A 4,114-nucleotide genomic window follows, 5' to 3' on the forward strand; every position below is an offset into this window, starting at 1 on the left:
CCCGTCCTCCGCGAGCTGCGGCAGAAGTTCGAGATCGCCGCGCAGGCGCGGGCCGGGTGCCTCGAGGGCTGCGCAGAAGTTGTCGAAGTTGCGGTAGGCGCCGCGGTGGTCGATGGCCGCGACCAGCACGTCGCCGGGCATCGCGTCGTCGCTGGTGATGAGCCGCTCGGCCCGGCCGAAGACCGAGGCCGCGATGCTGAGCTGCGGTGCTGCGAAGTTGGTGTGGCCGCCGACCACCGGCACGTCATAGGCGGTGGAGGCGTCGCGCAGCCCCTGCAGCAGCGGCGCGGCAGAGGCCTCGTCCGGGGCCCAGATCTGGTCGACCAGCGCCACGGCGCGCCCGCCCATGGCGGCGATGTCGGAGAGGTTTACCATCAGCGCGCACCAGCCCGCGAACCACGGATCGTCGGCGACGAAGGCGGGGATGAAACCCTCGCCCGCGAGCAGGTCGTAGCCGCCGTCACGCGGCAACGGGGCGGCATCGTCGCCGGGGCGCCCGTCGGAGGACGCGCTGAGCCCGAGCGCCCGGGTCGCGCGCGCGATACCGAGCTTGGAGCGGATCGAGGGATGCTCCCTCAGCGCCTCGGCCAGCGTCGAAAGCGTCATGCCCGGACCCCGCGCAGGCGCGGCCGATGGTACCAGCCGGCGACCGGGTCGGGGCAGGGCGGGTAATGCAGCAGTTCCGCCTCCATGCGCATGTGCGGTGTGCCGTGGATCGTGACCTCGTCCAGCGCGCGCCAGTGCAGGCGGCGGAAAAGCGTCACGTTCTGCATCTGCACGTGCGCGAGGAAGCGGGTGCAGCCGCGGGCGTTGGCGGTGCAGACCGCCAGCCGGATGAGCTCGGCCCCGAGCCGCCCCACGGCGCGGAACTCGCTGTCTACCGCCAGCCGCGAGCCCCACCAGAGGCCCGGCACCTCTTCGTGGATGCGCACCGTGCCCACCACCTGGTCGGCCTCGTGGGCATAGGTCGAGAGCGCCACGAGATGGGTGGCGATGAGGTCGATCCCGTCGCGGTCATGGTCGCAGAAGATCCGCTGTTCCGCGACGAAGACCCTGTGGCGCAGGGCCTGCGCGCCCTCGGCCTCGAAGCGTTTCGACGCGGCGCGGATGTAGTAGCCGGGGCTCTGGAAGTTGCGGCGCTCGAACTCGATCATGCGGGCACCTTGAGCTTCTCGTAGGTGGCCAGAGCCGAGCAGGCGCCGCACTTGCCGCAGCCTGCCTTCATGTCGCTCGACAGGATGCCGGCACGGGCGATCATCTGGCCGAGCGGGTGCAGGATCCCGGCCATGAAGGCGGCGGAGGGGGCGGGGTGGCTTTCCAGCGGCGTGCCCGAGATCGGCACGAAGGGCACGACGAAGGGATAAACCCCCATGGCGCAGAGCCTTTCCGACATCGCGAGGATCGCCTCGCGCGTGTCGCCGAGGCCCGCGAGGATGTAGGTCGAGACCTGCCCGCGCCCGAAGACCTTCACTGCGGCCTCGAAGCTCGAGAAGTACTTTTCCAGCGGCACCGAGGCCTTGCCGGGCATGATGCGCTGGCGGACCTCGGGCGTGACGGCCTCGAGATGCATCCCCAGCGTGTCGATGCCCGCGTCGACCATGCGCTGGTGCCAGGCGTCGTCCTCGGGCGGTTCGCACTGGCCCTGCAGCGGCAGGTCCACCGCAGCCTTGATCGCCTCGGCGCTCTCGCAAAGCACCTTTGCGCCGCGGTCCTTGCCCGCAGGCGTGCCGGTGGTCAGCACCATGTGGGTGACGCCGTCGAGCTCGACCGCCGCCCTGGCGACCTCGGCCAGCTGCGCGGGCGTCTTGTGGGCGATGGTGCGCCCTGCAGCGAGCGACTGGCCGATCGAGCAGAACTGGCAGGTCTTCTTGCGGCTCTCGTAGCGGATGCAGGTCTGCAGCACGGTCGTGGCAAGCACATCCTTCGAATGCAGCGCGGCGATGTGGCTGTAGGGGATTCCGTCCGCGGTCTTCAGCCGGTAGAACTTCGCCGCCGTCGGAAAGCGCACGCTGGCGACGAAGGCGCCGTCGCGGGTGACCCGTGCCTCGCCGGTGGCGTCGGGCGCCTCGACGAGGAAGGGGCTGTCGAAGCTGGGGGCGGTGTGCACCGGGATCATCACCGTGCGGTCGCCGATGGTGATCGCCTTGTGGTCGGACGGGCCCGCCCCGCCGCGACGGCTCTCGTGACCGGCGCGGGGATCTACAAGCCGCATGCCATGGGTCTGCAGGTCGTTGATGAGCTGGGCGTCAGACATCCTGCTCTTCCTCCTTGGGTTCCGGGGAAACATCGGTGACGCGGCGCGTCGGCGCGGGCCGCGCGTCGTGGTTCAGCGACAGCAGCTCGGGCCGGGCGTAATGGCCGACGCTGTCCATCATGCGCTTGCGCTTGGCGACGAGCTTCATGTCGAGATCGGCGATCAGGATGCCTTCGCCGGACGTCAACGGCTCGGCGAGGTGACGGCCTTCGGGCGAGACGATGCAGGTCATGCAGCCCGAGCGCATCGCCTTCTGAAGCTGCAGGTCGGGGTGGATCTGCGCGATCTGCTCCTCGGTCAGCCAGCCGGTGGCGTTGACCACGAAGCAGCCGGATTCCAGCGCGTGGTGGCGCATGGTGACCTCGATCTGGTCGCGGAAGATGTCGCCCACGAGGCTGCCCGGGTAGTGCCCGGCGTGGATTTCCTCGTGCTGGGTCATCAGCGCGTAGCGGGCGAGCGGGTTGTAATGCTCCCAGCAGGCGAGCGCGCCGACGCGGCCGACACAGGTCTCGACGACCTTCAGCCCGGCGCCGTCGCCCTGACCCCAGACCATGCGTTCGTGGTAGGTGGGGGTGATCTTGCGCCGCTTCAGCACCAGCGTGCCGTCGGCGTCGAAGACGAGCTGCGCGTTGTAGAGCGAGCCGTGGTCGCGTTCGTTCACGCCCAGCACCACGACCACGCCGCGCTTGCGGGCGGCATCGGCCACCGCCTGCGTCTCGGGCGAGGGCACGACGACCGCCTCCTTCATCAGCTCGAGATGCGGCGCGCCCTGCCGGACCGGGGGCAGAACGAAGCTGAAATAGGGGTAGTAGGGCACGAAGGTCTCGGGGAAGACGATGAACTGCGCGCCCTTGTCCGCGGCCTCGGCGATGGCGTTCAGCACCCGTTCGATCGTGCCCGCGCGGCCCGAGAGGTCAGGGGCGATCTGGACGGCGGCGGCGCGGATGGTATCGGTTCTCATCGTGGCTCCTTGGGTGACGTGACCGGCTTCGGGGAAGGGGCCGGGCCGCGGTCGGGCAGCCCGGCGGCCGGAGGAACGGGGGCGTCCTCCGGCGGGTTGGCTCAGACGGTCCAGGTGTCGAGGATCACCGCGTTGGCCTTCTTGTGCAGGAGGATGCAGTCGAGCACGTCCTGCGGCGCGATCGGAACGATGCCGGGCAACAGCGAGGGCTCGCCATGACCGTAGAGCGCCTGCAGCGCGAAACGGCAGGCATACACCTTGCCGCCTTCGCCCATGAACTTCTTGAGATTGACTGCAAAGTTCTGGTGGCCGGGGAAGGCCTCGTCGCCCAGCGTCGGGAAGCCGCGCTGGATGCCGAGGGTGACGCCGGGGCCGTAGAGCAGGATCGAGGTCTCGTAGCCCTTGCGGTTCAGGCGGATGGCATTGAGGATGTTGACGAGGCCGATGGAGCCCTCGAAGGCGACGGTGTGGAAGGTGACGAGCGCCTTCTCTCCTTCGTCCGCCTTGACGTCCTCGAAGACCTTCTCTTCGTAGTTGACGAAGACATCCCCGTCCTTGTGCGCTTCCTTGGTGACTTCAGGCATCGTGCCCTCCTTGTTGGTGGTGCCAACAGGGGTGGCGCGGGTGAATTGATTGCATCAATAGTCAGTTCAATATACATACAATGTAAGGGGCATTGATTGCTAATCTTTGGCGTCAATGCTGGTATTTTGTGCATCTCCGGGTGGGTTTCCCGTCGTTTCCGCTGGTCCAAACGACATTTCGGTCGGGTGATCCGGTCAATGATTCTGGCGAGGCCATACAATTACCCCTTCAATCCGGGGGCGGGGTGGCATACACATTCCGAAACGCGAAGGCAGGACTGATGATCGACTGGACCCCCGACACCCTCGACAACG

General features: G+C 68.0%; 5 protein-coding genes. All 5 read right to left on the reverse strand.

What is annotated here, in order from left to right; translation table 11 throughout:
• Positions 1-606 (reverse strand): AIR synthase related protein (locus HC022_RS20505; RefSeq protein WP_254885197.1); only part of this gene is annotated, 606 nt, incomplete at its 3' end.
• Positions 603-1,154 (reverse strand): MSMEG_0567/Sll0786 family nitrogen starvation N-acetyltransferase, encoded by a 552-nt coding sequence (locus HC022_RS20510; RefSeq protein ID WP_167453649.1) that lies wholly within the window; start codon positions 1,152-1,154, stop codon positions 603-605. The genes HC022_RS20510 and HC022_RS20505, both read right to left, overlap by 4 nt.
• The gene (locus HC022_RS20515; protein WP_167453650.1) at positions 1,151-2,254 is read right to left on the reverse strand and encodes an MSMEG_0568 family radical SAM protein; all 1,104 of its coding nucleotides are present in this window, start codon (positions 2,252-2,254) and stop codon (positions 1,151-1,153) included. The genes HC022_RS20510 and HC022_RS20515 overlap by 4 nt, the downstream gene beginning before the upstream one ends.
• Entirely contained in the window at positions 2,247-3,215 is a 969-nt protein-coding gene (locus HC022_RS20520; protein ID WP_167453651.1) for a Nit6803 family nitrilase, read from the reverse strand. The genes HC022_RS20515 and HC022_RS20520 overlap by 8 nt, the downstream gene beginning before the upstream one ends.
• Positions 3,216-3,316: 101 nt before the next feature.
• Entirely contained in the window at positions 3,317-3,799 is a 483-nt protein-coding gene (locus HC022_RS20525) for an MSMEG_0572/Sll0783 family nitrogen starvation response protein (protein ID WP_089963331.1), read from the reverse strand.
• Between the last annotated feature and the right edge of the window lie 315 nt (positions 3,800-4,114).

Source organism: Salipiger sp. HF18 (genome assembly GCF_011806505.1).
In the GTDB taxonomy this organism is placed as follows: Bacteria; Pseudomonadota; Alphaproteobacteria; order Rhodobacterales; family Rhodobacteraceae; genus Salipiger; species Salipiger thiooxidans.

Coding starts and splice junctions, on each gene's coding strand:
- HC022_RS20520 (WP_167453651.1), bottom strand. CDS start 3,215: ATGAGAACCGATACCATCCGCGCCGCCGCCGTCCAGATCGCCCCTGAC.
- HC022_RS20525 (WP_089963331.1), bottom strand. CDS start 3,799: ATGCCTGAAGTCACCAAGGAAGCGCACAAGGACGGGGATGTCTTCGTC.
- HC022_RS20510 (WP_167453649.1), bottom strand. CDS start 1,154: ATGATCGAGTTCGAGCGCCGCAACTTCCAGAGCCCCGGCTACTACATC.
- HC022_RS20515 (WP_167453650.1), bottom strand. CDS start 2,254: ATGTCTGACGCCCAGCTCATCAACGACCTGCAGACCCATGGCATGCGG.